Source organism: Sorangium sp. So ce385, assembly GCF_051474135.1.
Taxonomy (GTDB): domain Bacteria; phylum Myxococcota_A; class Polyangia; order Polyangiales; family Polyangiaceae; genus Sorangium; species Sorangium cellulosum_D.
The window spans coordinates 8,847,902-8,867,963 of the sequence record NZ_CP150337.1 but is presented as its reverse complement, the minus strand read 5'-3'; the positions used below and the strand labels follow the sequence as shown (position 1 = coordinate 8,867,963).

Annotated in this window: 17 protein-coding genes; 13 read left to right on the top strand and 4 right to left on the bottom strand. The window is 71.5% G+C overall.

The genetic code is table 11. The annotated features are described in order from the left end of the window. Window positions 1-25 precede the first annotated feature (25 nt). Window positions 26-481, top strand: a complete 456-nt coding sequence (locus tag WME83_RS32215; protein ID WP_437313539.1) for a GFA family protein — start codon at window positions 26-28, stop codon at window positions 479-481. 36 nt (window positions 482-517) lie between these two features. Here the strand turns inward: WME83_RS32215 and WME83_RS32210 are convergent, their stop codons facing one another. Beyond that, window positions 518-949, bottom strand: a complete 432-nt coding sequence (locus WME83_RS32210; protein WP_437313538.1) for a hypothetical protein — start codon at window positions 947-949, stop codon at window positions 518-520. Between the two features lie 382 nt (window positions 950-1,331). Further along, window positions 1,332-2,693 carry an SGNH/GDSL hydrolase family protein gene (locus WME83_RS32205; protein ID WP_437313537.1) on the bottom strand — a complete coding sequence of 454 codons (1,362 nt, stop codon included), beginning with the start codon at window positions 2,691-2,693 and terminating at the stop codon, window positions 1,332-1,334. A 1,113-nt stretch (window positions 2,694-3,806) separates the two neighbouring features. Here WME83_RS32205 and WME83_RS32200 point away from each other — a divergent pair. From WME83_RS32200 to WME83_RS32180, 5 genes are all read left to right on the top strand, one after another. Further along, window positions 3,807-4,613 carry a DUF6602 domain-containing protein gene (locus WME83_RS32200; RefSeq protein ID WP_437313536.1) on the top strand — a complete coding sequence of 269 codons (807 nt, stop codon included), beginning with the start codon at window positions 3,807-3,809 and terminating at the stop codon, window positions 4,611-4,613. A 257-nt stretch (window positions 4,614-4,870) separates the two neighbouring features. Further along, window positions 4,871-5,533 carry a hypothetical protein gene (locus tag WME83_RS32195; protein ID WP_437313535.1) on the top strand — a complete coding sequence of 221 codons (663 nt, stop codon included), beginning with the start codon at window positions 4,871-4,873 and terminating at the stop codon, window positions 5,531-5,533. Between the two features lie 137 nt (window positions 5,534-5,670). Continuing rightward, complete coding sequence (locus tag WME83_RS32190) at window positions 5,671-6,090, top strand: hypothetical protein (RefSeq protein ID WP_437313534.1); 420 nt, start codon at window positions 5,671-5,673, stop codon at window positions 6,088-6,090. Next, window positions 6,083-6,448 (top strand): HEPN domain-containing protein, encoded by a 366-nt coding sequence (locus WME83_RS32185; protein WP_437313533.1) that lies wholly within the window; start codon window positions 6,083-6,085, stop codon window positions 6,446-6,448. Before WME83_RS32190 ends, WME83_RS32185 begins: the two co-directional genes overlap by 8 nt. Before the next feature lie 524 nt (window positions 6,449-6,972). After that, window positions 6,973-8,139: a hypothetical protein gene (locus tag WME83_RS32180; RefSeq protein WP_437313532.1), complete on the top strand. Its 1,167-nt coding sequence runs from the start codon at window positions 6,973-6,975 to the stop codon at window positions 8,137-8,139. Window positions 8,140-8,194: 55 nt separating this feature from the next. Here the strand turns inward: WME83_RS32180 and WME83_RS32175 are convergent, their stop codons facing one another. Beyond that, window positions 8,195-8,695 (bottom strand): winged helix-turn-helix transcriptional regulator, encoded by a 501-nt coding sequence (locus WME83_RS32175; RefSeq protein WP_437313531.1) that lies wholly within the window; start codon window positions 8,693-8,695, stop codon window positions 8,195-8,197. A gap of 92 nt (window positions 8,696-8,787) precedes the next feature. Here WME83_RS32175 and WME83_RS32170 point away from each other — a divergent pair, with 92 nt between their 5' ends. Both WME83_RS32170 and WME83_RS32165 read left to right on the top strand, forming a co-directional pair. Then, window positions 8,788-9,447: a glutathione S-transferase family protein gene (locus WME83_RS32170; RefSeq protein WP_437313530.1), complete on the top strand. Its 660-nt coding sequence runs from the start codon at window positions 8,788-8,790 to the stop codon at window positions 9,445-9,447. Window positions 9,448-9,689: 242 nt separating this feature from the next. After that, window positions 9,690-12,068 carry a hypothetical protein gene (locus WME83_RS32165; protein WP_437313529.1) on the top strand — a complete coding sequence of 793 codons (2,379 nt, stop codon included), beginning with the start codon at window positions 9,690-9,692 and terminating at the stop codon, window positions 12,066-12,068. 29 nt (window positions 12,069-12,097) lie between these two features. On the opposite strand, the gene WME83_RS32160 is transcribed toward WME83_RS32165, so the two are convergent. Further along, on the bottom strand, window positions 12,098-13,036 hold the full coding sequence (locus WME83_RS32160) for a TetR/AcrR family transcriptional regulator C-terminal domain-containing protein (RefSeq protein ID WP_437313528.1): 939 nt from the start codon (window positions 13,034-13,036) through the stop codon (window positions 12,098-12,100). A gap of 194 nt (window positions 13,037-13,230) precedes the next feature. Here WME83_RS32160 and WME83_RS32155 point away from each other — a divergent pair, with 194 nt between their 5' ends. The 5 genes from WME83_RS32155 (at window position 13,231) to WME83_RS32135 (ending at window position 20,050) form a co-directional block, all read left to right on the top strand. Then, a complete protein-coding gene (locus WME83_RS32155) occupies window positions 13,231-14,412 on the top strand; it encodes an FAD-dependent monooxygenase (protein WP_437313527.1) in 1,182 nt (393 codons plus the stop codon). A 631-nt stretch (window positions 14,413-15,043) separates the two neighbouring features. Then, complete coding sequence (locus WME83_RS32150; protein WP_437313526.1) at window positions 15,044-18,154, top strand: PKD domain-containing protein; 3,111 nt, start codon at window positions 15,044-15,046, stop codon at window positions 18,152-18,154. 207 nt (window positions 18,155-18,361) lie between these two features. After that, window positions 18,362-18,682 carry a hypothetical protein gene (locus WME83_RS32145; RefSeq protein ID WP_437313525.1) on the top strand — a complete coding sequence of 107 codons (321 nt, stop codon included), beginning with the start codon at window positions 18,362-18,364 and terminating at the stop codon, window positions 18,680-18,682. Window positions 18,683-18,689: 7 nt separating this feature from the next. Next, complete coding sequence (locus WME83_RS32140; protein WP_437313524.1) at window positions 18,690-19,121, top strand: type II toxin-antitoxin system VapC family toxin; 432 nt, start codon at window positions 18,690-18,692, stop codon at window positions 19,119-19,121. A 629-nt stretch (window positions 19,122-19,750) separates the two neighbouring features. Continuing rightward, window positions 19,751-20,050, top strand: coding sequence for a hypothetical protein (locus WME83_RS32135; protein ID WP_061626440.1), 300 nt, complete (start codon window positions 19,751-19,753; stop codon window positions 20,048-20,050). Window positions 20,051-20,062: the final 12 nt, after the last annotated feature.

The window sequence follows — 20,062 nt, the reverse complement described above, 5'->3', positions numbered from 1 at the left end:
CCCCAAACCCCCTGGAGCCATCGCCATGAGCAACGCCGCTTCCGAGCACACCACGACGACCCCCCGCATGGGCACCTACCGGGGGAGCTGCGCCTGCCGTGCGGTTCGCTTCGAGGCCGACTTCGACCCGAGCGCCGGGACGACGCAGTGCAATTGCACCATCTGCACGAAGACGAGGTGGTGGGGCGTCATCGTGAAGCCGAGCGCCTTCCGTCTCGTCGCCGGCGAGGAGGTCCTCGGCGACTGCTCGCGGTCCGAGGCCGGTCACGCCCGGTTCTGCAAGACCTGCGGCATCCGCGTCTTCGGGCACGGAAACCTGCCGGAGCTCGGCGGAGAGTACTGCTCGGTCAACCTGAACTGCCTCGACGGCGTGGACCTCACCGGGGTGCCGGTGATGTATCTCGACGGGCTGCACGACACATGGGAGCAGCTCGCCATCGCGCCGTACGTGGATCCGGTGACGGCCGCGAAGAGAGCTTGAGGCGAAGCGCGCCCCGGGGCTCGTCGGGCGCTCGCTTCAGGTGCCGTCGTCGCATCGTTCCGACGCCGGGAGGCCGCGGATCGTGAAGGTATGCTGCTCCCCCTTGAAGTCGACCGAGATCGAGTCCTCTTTGCGGCCTTCCCCGAACGCCCTGTCGTAGGTTCGCTGCTCGAGGAGCTCCTCCGACTTGACCATCATCCCGTCGTACTCGGTCACGACGGACACCCGAACGCGGTAGACTTGATCCTCGGGGGCCGCTTCTTGGTAGATGGAGAGGTGGGGTAGCTCCTCGTCGATCTCGAAGATCGTGCCTTGCCCGCCTTCGTCGCTCCCTGCATCTTCACATAGCTGGTACGTGGGCTCTCCAGGAGACAGGCTGATGGAGAGACCGAACTCCATCAGCTTCACTTCCTCGTGACTGCACGCAGCGAGCAGCAGGGCGGTGGCCAAGAGAGATGCTTTTTTCATGTTCCGTTCTCCTCGAAAAATAAGGACCATCGAGCGTGGCGACGACGAGGACGCGCAGGCGACCCGCGCCGAGCGTCCTCCAGCGGGAGCGCAGGGCGGCGCTGCAGGTCGGATCGCCGGCGGGCCCATGGTGTGTCCCGCGCGGCGGCCCGCCGGCGCGCCCGTCCGGGCGCCGGCCTTCCTTCGCTTTGCCTCGTCGAAGATCCTATTCCGCGCCCGCCCCGCGTTCCTTTAGGCTCGGCCGGCGATTTTTCGCGCGGGGCCCCGCGCCGCAGGGGTTGCGACGACCGAGGGCGAGGCGCCGGAAGACGGCGGCGGCGGGGGCGAGGTCGACGCGCCCGGCGGAGCCGCTGCTGGTGATGGGGGGGAGGGCGGCGCGGTGTTACGGCGAGGTCGCCTTGACGACGTCGCCGATGATCGCGTCCAGGTTCACGGCGTTGGCCATCGCCTGGTAGCCGGCGTCGTTCGGGTGCAGCTTGTCCGCGTCGTAGGCCGGGAGCAGGCGGCTCGGGTCGGCCGGGTCTCGCACCGCCTTGTCGAAGTCGATCACGCCGTCGAAGGCGCCGCTCGTCCGGATCCAGGTGTTCAGCTTCTGCCGCTCCTGCTCGCCCTTGGCGGTCCCGTAATCGCTCTTGTAGGTCCCGGTCGAGCCGGCGAACGGCACCAGGGTGCCGCCGTAGATCTTCAGCCCGGCGGCGCGGGCCGCCTGGATGATCTGCTGGTAGACCGGGATCAGATCCGCGGCCTTGGCGGAGCGATCGCCGATGTCGTTGATGCCGGCGAGCAGGATGACGGCGCGCGCGCCCGGCTGGGTCAGCACGTCGCGCGCGAGGCGGGCGGGGACCGGATAGCCGAACTGGAGCTGCGGGCGGACGGTGAGCAGCTCGTTCCCGATGATGCCGGCGTTGACCACGGAAAGGGTCTGACCCTTCCGGCTGGCCAGGCGCTGCGCGAGGAAGTCGGGGTAGCGCTGGTTGGTGTTCTTGGTCGAGAGGTATCCGTCGGTGATCGAGTCGCCGAGCGCGATCAGGGTGCCGACGACGTTCGGCGGGGCCTTCACCTCGACGCCCGACAGGAACATCCAGCACGAGATCTTCCGTGTGAACTGCTTGTCGGCGCCGGCGCCGGTCTGATTGCCCGCGGCGAGGAAGTTGTCCTGCGCCGCGAAGTAGTGCTGCGTGGCCGGCCCGGTCTTGGCCGGCAGGTGGATGTTCACCGCCAGCGTCTGGAGGGCCTGCACGTTCATGGCCACGGGGTCGCTCACCGCCTCGCCGCCGGCGGCGATGACGATCGAGGCCTGGCCCGCGAAGCGCAGCGGCTTCGACGATCCGGCGACCGTGGCAGCGCCGCCCGCGGAGGCGGCGATCGACGCCGCGCCCACCCTGAGCGGCTCGCTGCCGCCGGCGTTGGAGATCCGCACGCGCACCGAGCTCCCGCCGGCGCTCAGGCGGACGATGTTCCGGACCGTCTGGCCGGAGAGGCCGACGTCCGAGGGGCAATCCTGCGAGTTGAACGTGCCGCCCGGCGTCGCGCTGGCGTGCCATGAGGAGACCCAGCGCCCGTCGGTCGCCGGATCGGCGGCCAGGGCGGGGCGGCTCCATGCTGCCGTGATCACCGCGATCACCGCGGCGAGGAAGGAAGCGCGCGTCGGGCGGCCGAGCGTCGGGCTCGGCGGCTTGAGCGAGGAACGCGCGGGGTTGCGGCGCTCCGGGGTGACTCCGTGGGGGGTCTGTCGATCGGCCATCGGTTCTCTCTCACTTGTTCGCGTGGAACGCGGCACGCTCCCCCTGTTCTGGGGGGATGCAGGCTCATTGGCCCGGATCTGCACGAGCTGTGTCGGAGCTGTCGCCATGGGCGGGCCAGGGGGGCAGGATGCCGGCGCGGCGAGAAGGAAATGCAAACGTCTCGGGGGCGTCAAGCCCGAGCTGGGCGAGCTACCCCGGGGGGGCGGCGCGCTCTGCCGATGGTTCGCCCCCTCCTGCAAAAGTGGCGCTGCATCTGATGAGCTCTCCGTGATCGTCGCCGTGGACGCGCCGCGCGACGATCGCGTCGCCGAGCGCCACGTCGCCGCCCGCGCCCGCGCAGATGACGCACACCGCGAGGCACGCAGGGTCGAGGTGGCTCACGATGCGCGGTCGTCCGGGCGTCGACGCCGTCGACCGTCCTTCAGGTGGGAGCAAGCGCTACCTTTGTTTACTCATGGTCGATGTGCATTGCGATTAGCCGATCGAATTTCCATATCGTGGTCAAAAAAAGTCGCCATGCGTCGTGGGCTCTCGATGGCTCACGCCTGAACGCCTTGCCTCGTGAGGCGAAGATTTCCCAAAAAAAAGTGCGCGAGGCGATAAAAAAATCGATGAAGAGGGAAGGTAAAGAGGGGAGCAAAGGGGGAAGCAAAGGGAGAAAGAGCGTCTGCAGGGGCAAGCCCAGCGTTGCGTCTTGCGCCTGCCGTGATTCGATGCCTAGATAGGCTCACTCTCGCAGGTGAGCGATTCGCGTGAAACGCTACGAGACGGTCACCGGACGGCTGCTTCCCGGCGCGGATCTGCTGGATCCGCGGTGGCCTGGCAAAGACGCGCTTCGCGCGCCTCTCCGCCCTGAAGCGGCGGCGAAGGATTGGCTCGGAAAGCAGGTCGGGCGTCCCTGGCCATCCGAGGCTGGCCTGGAGGGCCGGCGGTCGCCAGGGGGTCTCGAGGTGGCTCTGCCGATGCCCGCCACCGGGCAGAGCTCTCGGCGGGGCACCGCGGCCGGCTTCCGCGATCGCGGAGCCGCCGCGGGCGGCTCGACGGCCAGGTCGACGCGTGACAGCGGCTTTGTCAAAGAGTTCGACCTGCGCCTCGAGTGCGAGGTCGCGAACATGCGCAACAAGGCAAGGCACAACTTCGAGCTGGGGGACGGCTTCGAGGTCGCGCTCTGCCACGTCCTCCGGGCGCTCCTCCCGGAGCGCGTCGGCATCTGTCGCGGATACATCGTGGACAGGAACGGCGACGCCGCGGGCAACGACATCATCGTGTTCGATGCGACGCGCTTCCGGGCGCCCCGCGCGCCCGAGTCCAACGAGGAGGTGCCCGTCGAGGCCGTGTTCGCCCGCATCGAGGCCAAGCATACCCTCTATGCGCATGCGAAGGCCCACGACAGCAACCCGGGCCAGTCCCTGGTGAAGGCGTGTCGCCAGGTCGCCGACGTCAAACGGCTGGTGCGCGCCGAGGTACCGCTCGACATGGACGCGCCGCGGTTCGGCCGGCCAGCGGGGTCCGTCGAGCGGCGGCCTGGGTTCCCCGTGATTCGGAATCCCTTGTACGGGGCGGTGTGGGCGTTGAAGCTCGAGACAGGCGAGCCCGAGCAGAGCGACCGGGCGCGGGCCATGTCGCTCCGGCTTCGGGAGATCGAGGACGAGCTGGTGGGGTCGGGGCGCCCGCGCGTGCTGCTCCCCGACGCCATCGCCGCGGGCGATCTCCTGGTCGTGCAGGCGGTCGCCGCGCCCGGCGGCGGCGAGCGGCGCGTGCGGCCGTTCATCGCGCCTGACACGGAGCGCGCGATATTCTGCGGCGTGCCCGCGCTCGCCACCGCCGCCCTGCACCTCCGCTGGGCCATCGAGGACATCGTGCTCGGCGAGGTGCCGTGGGTGGATTGGCTCGACGCGCAGCTCCCGGCAGCCGAGTGACATCGGACGATCGCCTCACGGCAAGCCCCGGGCAGCGTCCCTGACGCTGACACAAGACCACCTTTTCGGAGGAAGTGATCTGCACTACCACCAAAGATGGGTCGAAGGACCGAAATCGGTGCTCCTGGTGGTAAACGCTTGCGGGAAAATACAAAGGCGAGATAAAACACCGCTCCGTGGTGGACGGTTCACCCTTGAAGGGCAACCCCGACGAGCGGCCGGCGCTGAGGGGGGGGCCTCGCGATGCTGGCAGCGGTGTGGTTCTCGACTCCTTCGAAGCTTGGATCCGCGGGAGCGCGCTGGTCGGGGCGTGGCGCGAGCTGGGTCGAGCGCTCGGCAGTCGAGTCGACGCCGGCGCGGAGAGCCGCGGGGAAGAGCTCGACTACACCGTTAAGTTCTTCGCGCTCCCGGACGCCACGGACCCAGCTCAGCTGCTCGTCTCTGGCCTCCTCGGCCAGGCCGTGGGGGAAGCGCCGGAGGAGGGGCTGCTCCACCTGCGCTGGGAGCTCTTGTCGGACGGCCCGCCACCGGAGTTCATCGTGAGCTCGAGCCACCGGGTCGGAGGATCGCTGGCGGTGCTGGAGAGCATCGCGGCGCGGTGGCCTGGCCAGAAGAATGTCAAGGCGCAGGTCTGCGCGACGTTCGTGATCGAGACGGCCGTGTACAAGCTGGGTGCGGGGATGGAGCTCTCGCCGGACCGGTCGTCGTGGCGGGGATACCAGGCGACGCAGACGGTGGCGGAGTGGAGCATCGAGCCGCCCAGCGGTCCGGTGAGCCGGGTATCGCTGGCACGCATCAGCGCGGAGGAGCTCGTCGTCGCGACGTTCGGGGATCATGAGCTGACCCTGGGGTCGAACCTCGGAGCCGAGCTGGGTGGTGCGGTATGGGAGGGGCTGAAACCGCTCCTCGTGTCGCTGTGACGCCAGCGGGCCCCAGGGCCTCGCTCCGTCGGCCGAACGGGTCGTGGCCTGCCCCGAGGTCGACGTCCGGCGCGCTGGGCCGTCACGACCGGTACTTCCACCTCATCCGCCGGGCGAGCGAGAGGGCCAAGGTCTGGATGGGCACGGCCCCGCAGCCGCCCCTGGCCCCGGAGCCGCCCCTGGAGGAGTGCGTCCTCGACCTGAAGCGGCAGGTGGAGCGCCTGCAGGGCCAGATCGACCAGCTCGTCCGTGACGACCCGCGGGCCGCCCGGCGCCAGCTCCTCTCCACCTTGATCGCCTATCTGAGGGAGCACGTCGCACCCCTGGACGAGGTCGACGCCGTCTTCCTCTGGCCCGAGAGCGAGCCGCTGCGGATCGTGGTCGTGGTCGGCGACCCGGGGGCGAACGAGCAGCAGCTCTACGATCTCCTGACCAAGTGCCTGTTCACCTTTCCCGAGCTGGATCTGGACTCCACCGTCCTCTACCGGCGAAACATGCCGGAGCTCGCGCCTCCCGAGGGCGCCCTGCGCATCACCCAGGAGGGTTGTCATGGCTGACGAGGCGACCCATCTCTCGCAAGCGGCGCACAACACCGCGTTCCTGGACGCGCTCGACAAGGAACGTTATCCCGACTGGGCCGTCACGGTGGTGTTCTACGTGGCGCTCCACTACCTGGACGCGTTCCTCGCGCGCAAGGGCCGGATCGAGCCCGCGACCCATGAGAACCGCGAGCGGCTCGCGAAGACGTTCAAGGAGCTGAAGCGGGTGGTCCCGCAGTACTTGCGGCTGAAGAGCGCGAGCGTCCGTGCGCGGTACTATGGCGACAAGCCGTCGGCGCAGGACGTCCAGCGTCTCATCGACTCGCCGCTCTCGGAGCTGAGGAGCCACATCGAGGCGCTGCTCCAGCAGCCCTGAGCCGGGACGGACGTCGCGATCTCGCGCCGGGGCTCGGTACGCCCGGCGCTCGGAACACGCCGTCGTGGCCGCCCCGACACACGCCGCGGCCGCTCCTCGAGCCCGCAACGGCACTTCGCAGCGCTTCCGGGCTGGTACGGAGGGTGCTAAAGCGGGAGGCCGCGGCCATGAAGACATTGAGCGCTTGCGTTCTGCTGGGGATCCTCATCGGTTGTCAGAAATCGGAGGAGGCTGGCCTGCCGGCGGCGGGCTCGGGACCGCGCTCCGACTCGAGCGCACCGGCAGCGGTCGCCGCGGAGGCAGCTTCATCGGCTGCCGCGCCCGATTCACCGGCGGCCGCGTCCGCGGCTCCGGCGCCCGCCGAGCCGGTCTCGTCATCGACCGCGCCGGCGTCTTTCAAGGGCGGCCGGAACGAATCGATCGCAGGTGCCGTCGGCCTCGGTTGCGAAGCGAAGGGCCTCGACGGTTGGCTCGAGCTCCTTTGCCGGAAAAAGAACGGCACCGGCGGGCACCCGGTCCGCGCGGTGATTCACGATCCGAGCGCGGCGGCCGCCGCCGAACAGCCGAGCGAGCCTGTTGCGGCGGTCGACGCCGGGGAGGAGCCCGACGCGGGGCCGGCGAACGAGGTTGTCGCCGACGAGCGCGGCGAGCTCCGGCTCGTCGTACCGCTCCGGGACGGCGCCAAGCAAAGCGTCACGCTGGAGTGGACCGATACGCGCTACGAGCTCCAGATCGACGGGACGAACGCGAAGCTCGAATGGGCCGGCTCCGTCGTCTCGCACCGGCGCGCTTGCCAGACGTTGCTCGATCAGAACCGAGCGCTCATCGCCGACGCGCAGAAGCTCGAAGGGCCCGCGAAGATCTCGGCGGCCGAGGCGACGCGCCTGCCGAAGCTCGGGGTCTGCCAGCCGGCGGGGCTCGGTTCCTGGGCGCTGTCGCTTGCGCGCCTCGCGGCGGCCGGCGAGGGCGCGGCGCGGGCGCTCGCCTTCGACCTGGAGATCGTGCGGATTGACCTCGAAGGAAAGCGTTTTGCCGCCCCCTTCGGAACGATCGAGGCCGCGCCCGGCGGACTCGCGATCTCCTCGCTGACGGCCTATGACTTCGACGACGACGGAAGCGACGAGGTCATCGTCCCCTATGAGCTGAACGCGCTCGCCGCGGGCGCGAAGCCGGCCGCGCCGAGCCCGGTCTGGACCTTCTCGAACGGAGCGGTGTCTGCCTATTCGAAGGCCCCGAGCATCTCCGGCGGGCTCGGCATCGAGCACCTCGACTTCGACATGCGGCCGGACATCGGGAGCTACGGTCCCTTCGTCGCGTGGCTCGGCGCGGACTGCGGCGCGAAGAGCTGCCCGCCGCGCGTGACCGGCCCCAAGTTTTACTTCCACTCGGAGCAGGACGGCTCGTTTTCGGCGACCGCCGCGGGCGCGAGAGCGGCGCTCGGCCGCGCGTGCGGCCAGAAGCCCGCGGCGGTCGTCGCGACGACCGGGAGCGGCGTGAACGTCGCTCAAACGGCGAAGAACCTCGTCTGCGCGCGCGTGCTCGGGGCCGCGCGGGACGCGCTCGCGAGCGAGCTTGCGGCGAAGCGCGCGGACCTCTGCGGCGGCGCGACGACCTGCGCGCTGTCGAGCACGTTCGAGGCCTGGCTCGACGCGGAGCTCCCGGCCGAGCTCGGGAGCGCCGCGAAGCCGTGACGGCGCGCGCGGAAGGTCGAGCCCAGGCGCCGCGGGCGGCCCCCCTCCACCTCCCTCAGCGGGCGCGGCGCGCCAGCGCCTTCTCGTAGGCGGCCTGCAGCTCGCCGAACACCGAGCGCGCCGGACGCGGCGCGCCGAGATGCAGGTGGCGCAGCTCGTCCATGAAGGCGTTCCAGAGCGGAGCTCCGCCCTTTTCCAGCAGCTCCGCGCGCACGGACAGTTCCCTGCTCGGGCGCGTGTGGCGGCGGCCCCAGGCGCCCATGTGCGCGAGCAGCGGCACCAGCTGAATGGCCGCTTCCGTGAGGCTGTAGATCCCTTTCTGCCGGTGTCTCGGATCCGGGCGTCGCGTCAGCAGGCCGGAGGCGGTCAGGCGCTTCAGCCGGTCTGCGAGGATGTTCGAGGCGATGCCTTCCTCGCTCTGCGCGAGCAGCTCGCCGTAGCTGCGCCTGTTCCCGAACATGACGTCGCGGATGACGATCAGGCTCCAGCGGTCGCCGAGCTGCTCGAGCGTCAGGTTGATCGGGCAGCCGGATCGTCCTGTCTGCGGCACGGCCATGCTCCGGAGACTAGTGCTTGCAAACCGCAAGCGGTAGGCGTAGGGTCCGGACCGCTTGCAATTTGCAAGTGGTTCGAACCAGGAGCCTCACGATGTCGCTCGTGCTGTACGGTCATCCCTTCTCGTCGTACACGCAGAAAGTGCTCATTGCCCTGTACGAGAACGGCACGCCCTTCGAGTTCCGTTGCCTCGGGCCGGATACGCCGCAGCACGCGGCCGAGTGGCTGCAGCGCTGGCCGCTGCGCAAGTTCCCGCTGCTGGTGGACGGCGAGCGCAACATCGTCGAGACCAGCATCATCATCGAGTACCTGCAGCTCGTGCATCCCGGGCCGGTGCGCCTGCTGCCCGCAGACCCGATGGCCGCGCTGGATGTGCGCTTTCTCGACCGCTTCTTCGACTTCCATGTCATGACGCCGATGCAGTACGCGGTCGACGGTGCGCTGACGGGTGATCCGGTGAAGCGCCAGGACGGGCTGGCCCATGCTGCGAAGAAGCTGGATCTCGCCTACGCCTGGCTCGAAGGGCAGCTCGCCGGCAGGACCTGGGCCGCTGGCGCGGACTTCACGATCGCGGACTGCGCGGCCGCGCCTTCGCTGTTCTACGCGGACTGGACGCACCGGATCTCCGAGGCGTTTCCCGTGCTGCGCGCCTACCGCGCGCGGTTGCTCGCGCGCCCGTCCTTCGCCCGCGCGGTGGAGGAGGCGCGGTCGTTCCGGTCGCTCTTTCCCCTGGGAGCGCCGGACCGGGATTGATGCTCCGCGCCGCGAGCGCCGGCGCAAACCGCGGTCGAGGCGCCTCCAGCGCGTCAATCGCAGTCGAGGCAGCCGGCCGCCGGGGACGATGCGGGCGAGCGGGCGAGGGGCGGGCGGCGCACGAGGAATGCCCGTCGGCACATTTGCGTTGAATTTGCCGTGGCGCGGTGCGGTAATCGCCCGAAGGGCCCGCCGGGCGCTCGGACGGCGCGGCCCCCGGGCATCCTCATGGACAGGCACGCGTGACGGGCGCACGAGACAGCGGCTGGGGTCTCCCGGCGGGGGCGACCAGCCCGCCCGCCGACAGCCTCCCGCCTGCCGACAGCCTCCCGCCTGCCGACAGCCTCCCGCCCGCCGACAGCCTCCCGCCTGCCGAGAGCGCCTCGCCCGCCGCGCCGAGCGCCCCCGACGGCGCGCCCGGGGCCGAGCTGCGCTCGGTCGCCGCGGGCGGCGCCACGCTCTGGCTCACGCAGTCGCCCGGGTTCTCGCTGTGGCGCGGCGAGGTGGCCGCGCCGGATCGGCTGCGGATCGAGGGGCGCGACGGGTACCTCCACGAGCTCCGGCTCGAGCCGGTCGGCGTGCTGCGGCTCGGCCGCGCGGAGCGCGTCGGCGACGAGCGCAACGAGCTCGTCTACCCCGACGTCGCGTCGCGGCTCGCGGCCACGCTGCGCCACGACGGCGTGCGCTGGTGGCTGCGCCGCCGCGAGGAGTGCAGCGTGCCCGTGCAGGTCGGCGCGCGGCACCTCGCGCGCGGGGAGGAGTCGCCGCTCGTGCACGGCACCTTCGTCTGCGTCGGCGGCATGCGCGCGACGTTCTTCGACCGCCGCTACGCCGCCCTCTCGGTCCCCGCCGGCGCGGTCGACCCGGCGACGGGCCTGCTCGCGCGCGCCGGCCTCGAGCAGGAGTGCGCGTCCCTGCTCGCGCGCAAAGGCCAGGGCGCGCTCGTCCTGCTCCGGCCGATCGGGGCGGGCGCGCCCCCGCGCGCCGCGGCCGCGCTGGTCGCCCTGCACCGGCTCTGGCCGGACCTGCCGGTCGGCGACGCGGACGGCACCGCGGTCCTGCTCGCGCGGGGCGGCGCCGCGGAGGCGGCGGCCGCGGCCCGGCGCGCGCTGGAGGCGGTGGAGGCCTCCGGGCTCGGACCGTTCGCGTGCGGCACCTTCGCGATCGCCGGGGAGGCGGACGTCGCCGGCCGCGAGGTCGAGCTCGGCCTGCACGCCGTCGCCTCGCTCGCGGCGGAGCGCGAGCGGAGCGCCCCCGGGGCGTCCACCCCCGTGACGGAGCTCCGCGACGGCGCGGCGAGCGCGCGGTTCGCCGCGCCCGTCGAGGTGCTCGAGGCGTCGCGGGGCGGGCGCCGGGCGACGGTCCTGTTCGGCATCGAGGAGCAGAGCGCGCTCGCCGGCGTCGGCCCGCACGTCATCGGCGCGCTCGCGCAGGAGCTCGCGGCGGTCGTCGCGAGCCACGCGGGCACCGGCGCGCTGATCGCGCCGCTCGCGCCCGGCGTGGTCGCCGCGTGCGTGCCCCGGAAGGCGGATCCGGCGGCGATGGCGAGCGCGGTGCAGTGCGACTGGCACGCTCGGCCGCCGATCCTGGACGGCCGGGTCGAGCACGCGCGGACGCTGTCGTGGGAGCTCCTGCACGGCGCCGACGCGGGCGCGCGGGCGGCGGAGATCGCGCGCGAGTGCGGCGATCCGCACGGGGTGCTCTCGGCGCTGAGCGGCGGGCTGCCGTACCCGATCGCGGGGCGGGTGCGGGCGGCGATCGGGGCGTCGAGCGCGATCGAGCGGGTGAAGATGCTGTTCGACGTGCTGGAGGGCACGTGGCGCTTCATCGCGACGGTGCTCGTGTCGGCCTTGTTCAGCGGCGGCAGCGCGCCGCCCGGGTCGGGGCGCGGCGCCGGCGCGGGCGGGGGTGCCGGCGCGGGCGGGCCGCCGCCCGGGTGGGGCGCGGTGCTCGACTTCTATGGCCGCACCCGCACGCGCGACGGCCTCGCGCTCGGCGCGTGGCGCGAGCTCGCGCGCACGGCCGCGCGGGCGTTCGGGGACCGCGACGATCCGATCGGCTCGATGGCGAGGGAGGTGCTCGACGTCAAGCTGTCGCACAACCAGACGTTCGAGACGCTCTCGAACCTGATGCAGGCCGAGCGCAACCAGTTCGCGCACGGCCACTACACCGAGGCGCGCGCGGCCGCGGATCTGCCCGACTTCGAGCAGATGACCCGCGCGCTCCTGCGGGCGCAGCGGCCGCTCTGCGCGTGGACCCTGGTGACGGTCGAGAAGACCGAGCCGGATCTCTATGGCGATCTCCAGACGGTGGAGTTCATCGATCACACCGGGCCGTTCGCGTCGGGGACGCGGCGGCGGATCGGGCTGAACTCGCCGGTGCGGCTGTCGAACGTGGTCTATCTGGCGCGCTTCCGGGAAGGGTTGATGTTGCCGCTCGAGCCGATGGTGCGGCGGGTGCTGCACGAGGACAGGTTCGACCTGTACTGGATGGATCACCTGCCGCGACAGGGGATGTGCCAGATGAGCGCGGTCGTGGCGGGAAGGGCGGTGAAGGCGCCGTGCGATGCGCGGAGGATGCCGCCGCTCCTGCGGGCGATGGTGGACGCGGCGGGCGGGTGAGGGCCTGAAGGCTCAGGGCTCCGCCTGCGTCAACGCGCGCGGGCTCCCTTGGGCGCGCGCTCGATCACGCGGGCGAACCCGTCGAGCAGGGCGCGCAAGCCGAGGGTGAACAGATCATCGAAATCCAGGCTGAAGCCCCCGGTCCCGGCGAGCTCGTCGAGGACGCGCGCGAACGCGGGGTAGCGCCCCGACGCCGCGAGGGCATGAAACTGCGCGACCCGCCCCTCCATCCACTCGTCGTCCGTCATCCCCGTCGCGCTCGTCGCGTCGACCTCGGCCTCCAGGTTCGTCGCGATCCCCTGGAGAAAACCGTAGAGGATGATGTGGAGCTTCATCCGCTCCGCGGCGTCGAGGCCGTGGCCGTCGAGCGCCCGGAGGATCCACTCCGCGTGCGCGATGGCGTTCGGGAGCGGCTCGGGCCGGGTCATGTTGATGACGCGCGCGAGCCAGGGGTGCCGGCGGAAGGCGGCCCACTGGACGCGCGCCGAGGCCTCGAGCTGGGCCCGCCAGCCGAGCGGCACCGTCGCCGGCAGCGCCGCCTCGCCGAACGCGGCGTCGGTCATGAGCGAGACGAGCTCCTCCTTGCTCGCGACGTGGCGATAGAGCGACATCACCGGCGCGCCGAGCTTCGCCGCGACCCCGCGGATCGACAGCGCGCCGAACCCCTCGGCGTCGGCGATCGCGACCGCGGCCTCGACGATGCGCGCGCGCGTGAGCTCGTGCTCGCGCGGGGCCCGCTGGCGGACGTGCGCGACGACGGTGCCGACGCGCGCGACGCCGCGGACGAGGCCGGCGTCGGCGAGCTCCTTGAGCGCGTGGGCCGCGGTCGCGGTCGCGACGCGGTGCGCCCGCGCGAGCTCGCGGGTCGACGGCACCCGATCGCCCGGGCGGAGCTCGCCGGATTCGATCCGACGCCGGAGCTCGGCGGCGATGCGGCGGTACGGAGGCTCGGCGCCTGTTCGTTCCATGGAGCGCCTGTTCTAGTACAGATCGACCGAGGACGCATGAGCTTCTGCGCGCGAGCGAGCTGCGTATGGAGCGCTGATCTAGTACAAATCCGGCAAATCGACGCGTGAACCGCACATGAGGCTGGCGGAGTCGAGGGCGATGCGCACAGTGTACCGGCAATCTGGTACAGCGTACGCGTGTTGGAGGAACCACGATGAACAGGCCTCATGTCCTCATCTCCGGCGCCGGGATCGCCGGCCCCGCCCTCGCGCTCTGTCTCGATCGCTTCGGCTTCGCGGTCACCGTCGTCGAGCGCGCGCCCGCCCTCCGTGAAGGTGGGCAGGCGGTCGACTTTCGCGGCCCGGTCCACCGCGCCGTCCTCGAGCGGCTCGACCTCTGGGCGCCGATCCACGCCCACCGCACCCGAGCGAGCGCGGTCGTCCTCCTCGATCGCGCCGCGCGGCCGCGCGTGACCCTGCCGGCGGTGATGACGGCGGGCGACGTCGAGATCCTGCGCGGCGATCTCGTGCGCATCCTTTACGAGCGCACGCGGCAGGCGGTCGACTACCGCTTCGGGGATCGGATCACCGGCGTCGAGGCGCGCGGCGACGCGGTCGCGGTGGAGTTCGAGCGGGGCGCGCCGGCGACGTTCGATCTCGTGATCGGCGCCGACGGCCTCCACTCGAACGTCCGCGCGCTCGTCTTCGGCGACGAGTCGCGCTTCCTCCGCCATCACGGCTATCGGATCGCGACGTTCGCGCTGCCGAACGTCCTGGATGGGGCGCGCGAGGCGCAGATCTTCAGCGTCCCCGGGCGCGCGGTCGGCGTATTTCCGACATCGCCGGAGGAGGCGCGCGCGCTCCTCATCCACGCGGGGGGGCCGCTGACGCGCGCCGAGCGCCGCGACAGCGGCGAGCTGAAGCGGTCGCTCCGTCAGACGTTTGCCGGCATGTCCTGGGTGGTGCCTCGCGTCCTCGACGCGCTCGATCGCGCGACCGATCTCTACGTCGACGGGATCGCCACCGTCCACGTGGAGAGCTATTCCAGGGGGCGAGTCGCGCTGCTCGGCGACGCGGCCTACGGCGGCACGCTCGGCGGACAGGGGACCTCGCTCGCCATCGTCGGCGCGTACGTCCTCGCGGGCGAGCTCGCCCGCGCCGGCGATCCCGGCGCCGCCTTCGCGCGATACGAATCGATGCTCCGCCCCTACGCGACGGGATGCCAGACCGGCGCGCGGCGCGCCGGCTCGTTCTTCGCCCCGCGGACCAGCGCCGGCCTGTGGCTCCGCAACACCCTTTACGGCGTGCTCACAGGGCCGCGGTTGGTCGACTTCTTCGAGCGCCTGGTGAAAGACGCGGCGACCGACTTCGTGCTCCCCGAGTATGCAGTCCGGTGAGCGCCCGGGAGTTCGCCCTAGGGGCCGCCCGCGGCGACTACCGCACTGCGTCGCGGAGCGTCGGCGAACCGTGGCCATTCCGGTGAGAGCGTCATCCTCCGCACCCTGCGGCGCGCGCGCACCGCACGACCCCGGCCATGGATCAACTCCGGCGACGGCCCAGCGCCGCGCCATCCCCCGCGTCATCCCCCAGGTCGCCCCCCCGCGCAGCGTTTTGCGGGATCCGGCAAAACCCTGACGCAAGAACGCGTGCCCCCCTCCGCCAACCCGCGCACAACCCGCGCACCAGGCCGGACATTCCCGCAGCGTTTCATGGCACACACGGTGCTTTCAGCTGCGCCGGGCGTCCCGGCAGCGACGAAGCCGCCCCGAGCCGCCCGCAGCCCCGGGGGACTGCGGCGCTCGTCTTAAGTCGATCATCCTTGGACAAGGAGAGGCCATGGCACAGCGGTTTGATGCACGCGCAGGCGCGTGCGGATCGATGGTCATTGCGCTGGCATTAGGAGCTTCCGCGTGCGACGCGGACAAGGGGGGTTCCACAGCGAGAGAATCGGCCGAGAGCGGATCCATCCAGGCCGCGCTCACCGTCGGCGGCGCGCGACACGACGTCACCGCCGTCCACTACAAGGTCGTGAGCGCGAGCAGCTCGTGCAGCGATTCGGCCATCGCCGAGACCACGAGCCCCCTCGAAGAGGAAGCGCTCCCCGGCGGCGCGCTCCCCCCGGGCTCGGGGACCCACGCCGGCGCCGACGGCCTGTTCGTGGTGCCGCCCGGCGACTACCGCGTCTGCGCGACCCCGATGGGCGACGCCGGACCGTCGGTGGAGTGCGGGCCCGCCGAGGGGATCGCGACCGTCATCTCCGAGGCCACCACCGAGCTCTTCCTCGTCTCCCAGTGCCTCGGGGCGAGCAACGGCGGGCTCGACCCGGTCGTCGCGCTGAACGATCCGCCGGCGTTCCAGGACCTCGACGTCGCGCCGAGCAAGTTCATCACCCAGTGCGAGACGGCCACGATCACCGCGGTCGCGGAGGATCCCGACGGCGACGCGGTCTCGTACACGTGGGAGCTGGCCGCCGGCGCCGGCTCGATCACCGGCGACGGCAACACAGCGACCTTCTCCCCGGACGGCCCCGGCGACGTCACCGTGCGGGTGCGGGCGACGGACGCCCTGGGCGGCAGCGCCTCGCTGACCTTCCCCATCCACGTCTCGGCCTCGGACTGCGGCTCGACGGACTGCCAGGTCTTCGGCTCCGATGCCTTCGGGTACGTCGGCTGCTCGCGCGTCGAGGAGGTCCCGTCGTGCGATGACATCTCGTTCACCGGAAACTTCGCCTGCAACGAGGACGACTGCCTCAGCAGCGTCGCGCTCCCCTTCGAGTTCAATTACTACGGGACCCCGCAGTCGACCGTGAACATCGTGTCGAACGGCAAGCTCGGCTTCCCGGGCACGACGTCGTTCGGCAACAGCTGTACCCTCGAGCAGCAGACCATCGCGCCGTTCTGGGACGACCTCTACCCGCCGGTCGGCGGCGTCTGGTACCAGACGCTGGGCACGGCCCCGTCGCGCCGCTTCGTCGTGCAGTGGCTGACCCCGCACATCGAGGGCGGCGACCAGCTGGACATCCGCGCGGTGCTGTTCGAGGGCTCGAACGACATCCGCTTCTGCTACGCGAACACCGCGGTCAACAACCCCTCCGTCGATCACGGCGCGAGCGCGACCGCCGGGATCTCGGGCGATACGAGCAGCCTCGTGTACTCGTGCCAGAGCCCGGCGCTCACGAACGGCCTTGCCCTCGAGTTCGATTACCCGGGCGGCTCCGAGACGTGCAGCGACGGCATCCAGAACCAGGGTGAGACCGGCGTCGACTGCGGCGGCCCCTGCGCGCCCTGCGGCGGCACCGCGGTCGAGTTCTCGGAGGACTTCCGGCAAGGCGAGCCGCCGACCGACCAGTGCGGCGCCTGGGACACGTTCCGCGCGTCGCTCACGGGCACGTACTCGGCCGTCACGCTCCGCGGCAGCCTCGACCCCGACGGCGTGACCTGCAGGGGCGCGGCGGCGAACACGCTCTGCCAGGCGCTCCGCAGCGGGACGCCCACGGGGCCGGTCGATTGCGACGGCCGGATCTGGACCGTCGGGACCAACTGCGGCCCCGACGGGGTGGTCGAGCTCACCGCGGACGGCGCGGAGTGCAGCTGCGGCAGCAGGTACGCCGCGCGGCCGTGCATCGGCAACGAGAACTGGGGCGGCGTGGGCAGCGACTCCTGCTTCCCGCCGAGCCAGACGATCTCGGTCGTGTGCGAGGGCGAGGGCGGCGCCGGCCCGACGTGCGATGACGGCGTCCAGAACCAGGGCGAGACGGGCGTCGACTGCGGCGGCCCCTGCGCGCCCTGCGGCGGCGCCACGGTCGAGTTCTCGGAGCAGTTCACGCAGGGCTCGACGTCGGCCGAGCAGTGCGGCGCCTGGGACGCGTTCCGCGCGTCGCTCACGGGCTCGTACTCGTTCGTGACGATCCGCGGCAGCCAGGACCCCGACGGCGTGACCTGCACGGGCGCGGCGGCGAACATGCTCTGCCAGGCGCTCCACAGCGGGACGCCCACGGGGCCGATCGATTGCGACGGCCGGAGCTGGGCCGTCGGCACCGACTGCGGCCCGGCCGGCGTGGTCGAGATCTCCGCGAACGGCGACACGTGCGCGTGCAGCGACGGGTACATCGCGCGGCCGTGCATCGGCAACGAGAACTGGGGCGGCGTGGCCGGCAGCACCTGCTGGGCGCCGAGCCAGACGATCTCGGTCGTCTGCGGGGGCGAGGGCGGCCCCGTCCCCACGTGCGATGACGGCCTCCAGAACCAGGGCGAGACGGGCGTCGACTGCGGCGGCCCCTGCGCGCCCTGCGGTGGTGGCACCACGGTCGAGTTCTCGGAGCAGTTCACGCAGGGCGAGACGCCGGTCGAGCAGTGCGGCGCCTGGGACGCGTTCCGCGCGTCGCTCACGGGCACGTATTCGTCCGTCACGCTCCGCGGCAGCATGGATCCCGACGGGGTGACCTGCACGGGCGCGGCGGCGAACACGCTCTGCAAGGCGCTCCACGACGGGACGCCCACCGGTCCCATCGAGTGCGACGGCCGGGCCTGGACCGTCGGCAGGGACTGCGGCCCCTGGGGGGTGGTCGAGCTGACCGCGGACGGCTTCGCGTGCAGCTGCGAAAGCTCGTACGTCGCGCGGCCGTGCGTCGGCATGGAGGCCTGGGGTGGGGTGGGCACCGACTCCTGCTTCCCGCCGAGCCAGACGATCTCGGTCGTGTGCGCGGGCGAGGGCGGCTCCGCCCCGACGTGCAACGACGGTATCCAGAACCAGGGTGAGACGGGCGTCGACTGCGGCGGCCCCTGCGCGCCCTGCGACAGCGGCCTGTGCGACTCGGCGACCGAGGTGGAGTTCGATGGGCGCTGCTATTACCTGGATGGCTCGGGCGCCGCGTGCCAGCCCGGCTACACGCTGGCTCCGCAGAGCGTGCTGAACAGCATCGCGAACCGCTTCGTGGGCAAGACGTACAAGACCCAGCCGTCGGGCAACTGCTGCATCGCGCACAGCGAGCAATCGACCGAGCTCCAGGACTGGGGCATGGACTGGGATGCTTGCAACGCGCCAGGCCCGTTCTCGACGGGCCCGATGCTGGCGGGCGCCGGCTGCTCCGACGTGCTGATCGAGAGCGCGAACCAGCTCACGCTGTGCATGAGCCTGTGAGCGGCTCGTGACCGGCTGACGCGCGGCAGAGGGCGGCGCGGGGCCTCCGGGCGCCGCGCCGCTTCGCCGCCGGCGCGGTCGACCGCGGCCGGGAGCGCGCTTGAGACGTGCGCGTTCGGGTGAGGGCGACCTGGATCGTCAGGGGACGATCCAGGTCGCTTCAGCGACGACATCCGGTACACTGCGGCGTCGAACGCCGGAGGACGGATGGCGCAGCTCGTTCTGGACAACCTGGAGCCGGAAATCGTGGAGAAGCTCGAGCTCCGCGCGAAACGGCTCGGCACGACCCCGGAGAAAGAAGCCTCGAGGCTGCTTCGCGAGCGGCTCCGCGCCGAGCCGGACCCGAGCGTCGTCGAAGGGCGCGACCCGGGAGCGGGAGAGGCAGGATTGGATCCGCGGTTCGTGCGGCTGCACGGGTTTCTCGTGTTCAACGGCGAGATCGCGGCCGAGGACATCCCCGATCATCGCTCGGCACGCGACGAGCGCATCGACGCGATCGTGAAGGGCTCCGGTGAAGGTCGCCTTTGACACGTCGGTGCTCGCCGCGGCCCTGGTCGCCTCGCACCGGGATCATGCGCGCGCCATGGTGTGGCTGAGCGCAGTGTCCGAAGGGACACTCGACGGTGCGGTGAGCGTGCACGCGCTCAGCGAGCTGTGGTCGGTCCTGACGAAGCTCCCCGTGTCCCCGACCATCTCTCCGGTCGTCGCCTCGGAGGCGATCCGCGCGCTCTTGGACCGGTTCGAGGCGGTGCCGCTGACCGTGCAGATCCAGATGGCGGCTATCGAGCGCTGTGCCTCGAAAGGGCTCCGGTCGGGCGCGATCTTCGACGCGATCCATCTGGCGACAGCAGAGGCAGCCGGCGCGGCGGCGCTGCTCACGTTCAACGAAAGGGACTTTACGCGGCTCTCGGTGGCCGCCGCTCCGCAGATCGTGGTGCCGCCCGATCCTCCCGCGGTCGCGTTCTGATGCGTTGGTATGGTGGGCGCGGGGCTTCCGGGGCCGCGCCGGCTGCGCGCTACCCGGCGAGCGCGCGCCGGCCCCCGCCGCACGGCGCGCTCGCGGAGCGCCCGCCTGCCTCGTGGAGCCCATTCCTATCTCGTCGAGCGCCGCGTGCAACGGTCGGGAGCACAGCAGGTATCGCACCGAGCCCAGGAATGGAATCATGGGTTCGTTGTCGTGGCCCGCGTGCGCGCAGGTGAGAGCACCACGGACGGGGTGGGTACCAACCACGAACGAGCTCGGATCGGACAAGAACTAGGCGGCAGGCGCTCCGGCCACGGCCGCGTTCCCGGCGGCGATCGCTGGGGGTGGGTCCCACGCGTGCTCCCGCCTTGGATCGTTCGATCGATCGGATCGATCCATGCGATCCATCCGCTCGGCGCCGCCCGCCGCGAGCCCCCTCTTTCGCGAGCTCCGCCGTCGCCGCGGGGACTCCGCCTTCCTGGCACGCGCGGTGCTCGGTTCGCCGACGCGCGAGGAACGACGCGAGACGAACGCCGCGCGAGGCCCGACCGTGGTTGGGCCTCCGGCGCTCGCGCGAGCGCGAAACGGTCGGCTCCGGACGCGGTGTGCGTGGAAAGGCGAGGGTATCATCGATGATCGTCAAGAGCATTCTCGGCGTGATCTCCCTGGCGGCGGCGCTCGCTCTCGGCGCGGGGTGCAGCTCCCCCTGCAGCGACGTCTGCGAGACGTTCATCGACAGGACCCAGAGCTGCGGTCTGGGCGGTCCCTCGGGGGACGCCGAGATCGACGCTTGCGCGGAGGCGCTTCAGGAGACGTATACGGACGACGCCTGCGACATGATGTCGAGCTCCATCGCGTCCCAGAGCTGCGAGAGCTTGAAGCAGAGCCTCTGCAGCGATTCGAGCACGGCCCAGCATTACAACTGCAACTGAAGCGCGCGAGCC